This is a genomic window from Mycobacterium sp. (genome assembly GCF_035499775.1).
GTDB lineage: Bacteria > Actinomycetota > Actinomycetes > Mycobacteriales > Mycobacteriaceae > Mycobacterium.
Genome location: NZ_DATJYB010000079.1, coordinates 1 through 6935 on the forward strand (window position 1 = coordinate 1; position 6935 = coordinate 6935).

Consider the following 6935-nt stretch of genomic DNA (forward strand, 5'->3'; position numbering starts at 1 on the left):
CGCAATGGCAGAGTGCTCTACGATTCGGGCGGCTCCGCGTCCGACCGCACGGCAGTATTCGGTGAGACCGTCGATATCGAGCGCGTATTATCAACCGTTCTAACGGTGTCTAATGTGACGCCGCGATTTGTAGCTGAGTGATTCGCCAAGGGTAGGGGCCAAATGACAACTGTCTTGTTCGTACTGGGTATGGCCCGATCCGGCACCTCCGCGCTCACCCGCGTTCTGGCGCTCTCCGGGGCCACGCTTCCGCCCGGCATGATCGGCGCCTCGAAAGCCAACCCGCGGGGCTTTTGGGAACCACGCCAAGCCAGCTTCCTGAACGAAGAAATCCTGCGCCGCCACCACAGCGCCTCCGCCGACCCCACCCTGCGCCTGCACGAAAGACCTGCGGACGAAAGGGACATCGCCGAAATCAACGCCTATCTCACCACACTGCCGCGGTCGGACCTCCACGTCATCAAGGACCTACAGATGACCGCCATAGCGGGTATGTGGTTCGAAGCCGCCCGCATCGCCGGTTACAACGTCGGCACCCTGATCTCGGTACGCCACCCCCACGAAGTCATCAAGTCCGTCACAGCGATGATGCCAATCGTCAAACCCGAACTCGCCGCCGCGCTGTGGCTGAAAAACAGCCTGCTCGCTGAACGCTACACACGCGGGCTGCCCCGCGTGTTCGTGGAATATTCCTACCTCCTAGAGGATTGGCGCCGAGAGGTCAAAAGGATCGCCACAGCGCTGGACATCAATCTGAACCCCGACGAGACCGCGATCAACGAATTCCTCGCCGCCGATGAATGCCACCAGCAGGCCAACGGATCCACATGCCCGGAACCATTCGGCACCGACTGGCTGACCACTACCTACGACAATCTGCACCGGGCCGCCGGCGGCGACACGTGGAGCGAAGATGAGTTGGACGGTGTCTTCTGCGACTACCGGGCCAGCGAAGAACGCTTGCGCAGCGCGTTCGACAACTATCAGCGCGTCACCAAGGTGCAGCGCTTCATTCCACGCAAACTGATCCTCGAAATCGCCGCATTGGCCCACCGACGCAAAGGGACCTGGGCCTGAAATTCGCCTCCTGCGCCGCGGCTTGTCCAAACTGCTGATTTCGGGTTGATAGCTTGGGTTCCGGGTTAGACTGCGGCGGCTGAGCCGGGGCACGAGGCTGCAGCTTTAATTTCGCAGAACGAGCACCGGACGTGAAAGGCCAGGATTCGCAATGAAATTTGTGCTGGCGTGCTATGGAAGCCGTGGCGACGTCGAGCCTTGCGTGGCCTTAGGCGGTGAACTGCTGCGCCGCGGCCACCAGGTGTGCATTGCCGTCCCGCCCGACCTGGTTGCTTTCGCCGCGGCGACGGGACCTGAGGCGGTAGCTTTCGGACCGGAAGTGCAGCCAATTCTGGACGCGCACCGCACCTTCTGGACGTACTTCTTCGGCAACTTCTGGAAGATCCCGGATCTGATCAGGTTGCGGCGCGAAATTGCGGAGCCCGTTATCCAGCGCTGGGATGAAATCGCCACGACGCTGACGTCGCTGGCGGACGGCGCCGACATGCTAATCACCGGGCTGAATTTCGAGCAGCCCGCCTTCAACGTCGCGGAGTATCACGACGTTCCGCTGGCCACGCTGCATATCTTCCCGCACCGGGCCAACGGCCAATTCCTGGGATTTCTGCCGTCGTCGGTGGGCCGCTCCGCAATGAAGATGTACGAGTGGCTGGCTTGGCGCGTGGGCAAGAAACTCGAGGACCCGCAGCGCCGTGAACTGAGACTGCCGAAGGCCCACCGTTCTCTGCCGCGGCGGATCAGCGAGCACGGATGCCTGGAAATCCAGGCCTACGACGAGGTTTGCTTTCCCGGGTTGGCGGCCGAATGGGCGAAAGACAACGACAAACGGCGTTTTGTCGGCGCGCTCACGCTGGGCATGGCGGCGGATGCCGACGATGAGGTGCTGTCGTGGGTTGCGGCGGGAACACCACCGATTTTCTTTGGCTTCGGCAGCATACCGGTCAAATCTCCCGCCGACACGATCGCCATGATCAGTGCGGTCTGTGCGCAGTTAGGCGAGCGCGCGCTCGTTTGCGCCGCCGGGACTGACTTCAGCCAGGCGCCCCATTCCGACCACGTCAAAGTGGTGGGCGCAGTGAATTACGCGGAGGCCTTTCCCGCCTGTCGCGCGGTCGTGCACCACGGTGGCGTAGGCACCACGGCCGCGAGCCTGCGGGCCGGGGTTCCCACGTTGATCCTTTCGACGGACATCGATCAGACGCTCTGGGGAGCTCGGGTCAAAATGCTGAAAGTGGGCACCGCTAGGCGCTTTTCGACCACCACCCGGGAAACGCTGGTCGCGGACCTGCGCACCATCCTCGCCCCGCAATACGCCGCTCGAGCCCGCGAGGTCGCCACCCGGATAACCAAACCCGCCGCCAGCGTTGCCGCTGCCGCGGATCTCGTGGAAGACTTCGCCCGCCGCAGTCCTCGATGACCAGCTCTTGGCCCGGTCCAAGCCGTGTCCGCGGGGTAGCGAAGCGCCGCAAGGTTAGCGTATGTCGAAACAATATGTCCGGGAAATTTTGCGGAAACCGCGGTCCATGCCGTTAGCGTCCCTTACGATTTGGCTCTGTATTTTCCATTCGGGGCGGCCGATGATACGGAGGTCTAGTGAGCATCAACCCTTTTGACGATGACAACGGCAGTTTTCTGGTCCTGATCAACGAGGAGGAGCAGCACAGCTTGTGGCCGGCCTTCGCCGAAGTTCCGGCCGGCTGGCGCGTCGTTTACGGCGAATCAGACCGCGCTTCGTGTCTGGACTACATCGAACAAAACTGGCCCGACATACGACCGAAGAGCCTGCGCGAAAGGCTGGCACAGAGCCCGGGTTTTGTTAACTAGCCAGAGGCCGGTCCGATGGAACTTGACAACCGCGGACTCCCGCTGACGCGAGGGCAACTGGATATCTGGCTGTCGCAGGAAGCCGGTCACTCCGGCACGGGGTGGCACCTGGGCATGCTTGGGCGAATCGAAGGCCCGCTCGATCCTGGTTTGCTTGAGTCGGCGATCCGCCAAGTCGTTCACGAGGCCGAACCCCTTAGGGCTGTCTTTTTCGAGGTCGACGGCCAAGTCTTCCAAAAGGCGGTTGACTACCCGAACTTCGAGCTTGCTCGAGATGACCTCATCGGTTCGCCGGATCCCATTGGCGACGTTTATCGCCTGGCATCGTCGATCCAACGTGCTCCGATGTCGCTTGATGGCGCACTGTTCAAATTTGCCCTGTTGCAAACGCAGCCAGATGATTTCTATCTTTTCGTGTGCTGCCATCACATCGTGATAGACGGCATCGGGATAGGTATGGTCTGTCATCGGCTTGCGACTGTCTATTCATCAATTGCAACCGGCGCGCCGATTCCTCCTGCTTTTTTTGGGTCACTGAAAAATCTGATCGATTGCGAGTCAGAATACGAAGCGTCCAATGATTATCTTGAGGATCAGGCGTATTGGACTGGGCACCTCCCGGTCGAAAGTGAGCCAGGTTACGGGTTGGGCCGGGCCGACGCGGGTGGGCGTACCGCGAACGATCCTGCTCCCCCGGTTCAATTAGATCCACTCGTTGTTGCCGGAACCCGCGAGTTGTCGCACGCGTTGGGAGTGCGTCGAGCGTCGGTGATTACCGCGGCGTGCGCGCTGCTGGTACGCGGCTGCGACGGCGGGGGATCGGAGGTCGTGCTCGACTTCCCGGTAAGTAGGCGGGTGCGTCTCGAGTCGCTAACGGTGCCGGGCATGATTTCCGGGGTTGTACCGCTGGTGTTGAACGCTGCGCCCGGGTCGACGGTCGCTGATTTTTGCGAACATGTCGACACGCGGATACAAGAAGCGCTGCGGCATCAGCGGTTCCCGGTGCGCACTATGGAGAATCGGGCGCGTTTGCGCGACGCTAGCCACACGTCGAACCGAGTGGTTATTAATTTCATTCCGACCACCCGGATAGCGGATTTTGCCGATGCCGCCGGATCGGGGACCGTGACCCACACGGGCCTCGTCGATCAGTTCGGGCTGGTCATTATCAGGAACGAGGACGAGCTTTTTCTCAGCACGACGGGTGTTGGGGAATTATTTTCCAATTGTGATACCCGCGGTTTAGCACAGCGGTTAGAGCGGGTGATGACGGCGATTACCGCCGACCCGGGGCGGTTGTTGTCGTCGGTGGATTTGCTCGACGAGCCCGAGCGGGTCCGGCTTCAGCGCTGGGGCAACCGGGCGGCGTTGGCGCAGCCGGCGACCGGAGCGTCGATCCCGGTGCTGTTCGGCGAACAAGTCGCGCGCACACCGGATGCGGTGGCGGTCACCTGTGCGGGCCGCTCGATGAGCTATCGGGAACTGGATGTGGCCGCGGACCGGTTGGCGCACCTGTTGGCGGGTCGGGGGGTGGGTCCGGGGCAGCGGGTGGCGCTGTTGTTTTCCCGGTCGGTTGAGGCGGTCGTGGCGATTTTGGCGGTGCTCAAGACCGGGGCGGCGTATGTGCCGATCGATCCGGCGGTGCCCGATGCCCGGATGGAGTTCATGCTGGCCGACGCCGCGCCGATGGCCGCCATCACCACCACCGAGCTGCGGTTGCGGTTGGACGGGTGCAATCTGCCGGTCATCGACGTCGGTGACATCGAGGCCCCCGCGGTCGACAGCGGGCCAACTACGGCACTGCGGGCGCCGACCCCCCAGGACATCGCCTACATCATCTACACGTCGGGCACTACCGGGGTACCGAAGGGCGTGGCCATCAGCCACCGCAACGTGACGCAGCTGCTGGAATCACTGGATGGCGACCTAGAGCGCGCTGGGGTATGGACGCAGTGGCATTCCCTGGCCTTCGACGTCTCGGTGTTCGAGATCTGGGGTGCGTTGCTTGGTGGTGGCCGGCTGGTGGTGGTGCCAGAGTCGGTGGCGCGGTCGCCGCAGGATTTCCACGCCTTGCTGGTTGCCGAGCAGGTCAGCATCCTGAGTCAGACCCCGTCGGCGTTTTATGCGCTGCAAACCGTCGATGCGCTATCACCCGAGCTGGGACGTCAGCTCCAGCTCGAGGCGGTGGTCTTTGCGGGTGAAGCGCTGGAACCACACCGACTGCGAAACTGGCTGCACGACCACCCGGGATCGCCGCGCTTACTGAACTTATATGGCACCACCGAGACAACCGTGCATGCCTCGTTCCGGGAGATTGTCGAAGCCGATACCAACAGCGCGGCCAGCCCCGTCGGCGTGCCTTTGGCGCACTTGGCCTTCCTGGTGTTGGACGGGTGGTTGCGACCGGTGACTGCGGGTGTGGTGGGTGAGCTGTATGTGGCCGGCGCCGGGCTGGGGTATGGGTATGCGGGTCGGGCGGGGTTGACGGCCTCGCGGTTTGTGGCGTGTCCGTTCGCCGGGGCGCAAGTGCCCGGACAGTGCATGTATCGGACCGGGGATCTGGTGCGGTGGGGCGCGGACGGGCAGCTGGAGTATCTGGGCCGCGCCGACGAGCAAGTCAAGATCCGCGGGTATCGCATCGAGTTGGGGGAGATCCAGGCCGTGTTGGGCGGGTTGGACGGGGTGGCGCAGGCGGTGGTGATCGCCCGGGAGGACCGGCCCGGCGACAAGCGTCTGGTCGGGTATGTGACTGGGACCGCCGACCCGGCCGCACTGCGCGCCGCGTTGGCCGAGCGGCTGCCGACTTATATGGTGCCGGCCGCGGTGGTGGCGCTGGACACACTGCCGTTGACGGTCAACGGCAAACTCGACCGCCGCGCCCTGCCGGCACCGGAATACCAGGACATCGATCATTACCGCGCCCCGGCCAACCCCACCGAGGAGGTCCTGGCCGGTATCTATGCCCACGTCCTGGGGCTGGACCGGGTCGGCGTCGACGACTCCTTCTTCGACCTGGGCGGGGATTCGTTGTCGGCGATGCGCCTGGTCGCCGCGGTCAACACGGCTATGGGTGCCGGCGTTGCGGTGCGCGCCGTGTTCGACGCGCCCACGGTGGCGCTGTTGGCGCCCCGGATCGGTGAGCAGACGGGTGGGCTGGAGCCGTTGGTGGCGGTGCAGCGGCCCGCGGTGATGCCGTTGTCGTTTGCGCAATCCCGGTTGTGGTTCCTGGACCAGTTGCAGGGTCCCTCCCCGGTGTACAACATGGTCGTCGCGCTGCGGATCGGCGGCGCATTGGATGTCGACGTGTTGGGTGCGGCGCTGGCCGATGTGGTGGGCCGCCATGAAAGCCTGCGCACGCGGTTCCCCGCGGTCGAGGGGGTACCCCGGCAGCTCATCGTCCCCGCCGAGCGCGCCGATTTCGGTTGGGACGTGGTCGATGCCGCCGGGTGGGCGGCGGGCCGCTTGGAGGAGGCCATCGGGGTCGCGGCGCGGTACCCATTTAACCTGGCCGCCGAGATTCCGTTGCGGGTGCGGCTGTTCCGGGTCGCTGAGGACGAGCATGTGTTGGTGGGGGTGGCGCATCATATCGCCGCGGATGGTTGGTCGGTGACCCCGTTGATGGCGGATTTGGGGGTGGCCTACGCGAGCCGGTGTGCGGGGCGGGCTCCGGGGTGGGCGGAGTTGGCGGTCCAGTACGCCGATTACACGCTGTGGCAGCGCGCGCAGCTGGGTGATCTGGAGGACAGTGACAGCCGTATCTGCAGCCAGTTGCGGTTTTGGCAGGATGCGCTGGCCGGGATGCCCGAACGGCTGCAGTTGCCGACGGATCGGCCCTACCCGTTGGTGGCTGATCAGCGCGGTGCTCGGGTGGCGGTGGAGTGGCCGGTTGAGGTGCAGCGGCAGGTGGCGGGGCTGGCCAGTGCGCATAATGCGACCGGTTTCATGGTGGTGCAGGCCGCGTTGGCGGTGTTGTTGGCCAAGTTGAGTGCGAGTGCTGATGTGGCGGTGGGGTTCCCGATCGCCGGGCGGCGCGA

4 protein-coding genes are annotated in these 6935 nt (G+C 64.1%); all 4 read left to right on the forward strand.

The features are described 5' to 3' along the window. Positions 1-162 precede the first annotated feature (162 nt). Entirely contained in the window at positions 163-1077 is a 915-nt protein-coding gene (locus tag VML93_RS04825; protein ID WP_325608226.1) for a sulfotransferase family protein, read from the forward strand. A 151-nt stretch (positions 1078-1228) separates the two neighbouring features. Next, on the forward strand, positions 1229-2494 hold the full coding sequence (locus VML93_RS04830; RefSeq protein WP_325608228.1) for a glycosyltransferase: 1266 nt from the start codon (positions 1229-1231) through the stop codon (positions 2492-2494). Positions 2495-2670: 176 nt separating this feature from the next. After that, complete coding sequence (locus VML93_RS04835; protein WP_325608230.1) at positions 2671-2901, forward strand: MbtH family protein; 231 nt, start codon at positions 2671-2673, stop codon at positions 2899-2901. A 15-nt stretch (positions 2902-2916) separates the two neighbouring features. Beyond that, on the forward strand, positions 2917-6935 hold a 4019-nt coding region (locus VML93_RS04840; protein WP_325608232.1), incomplete at its 3' end, for an amino acid adenylation domain-containing protein.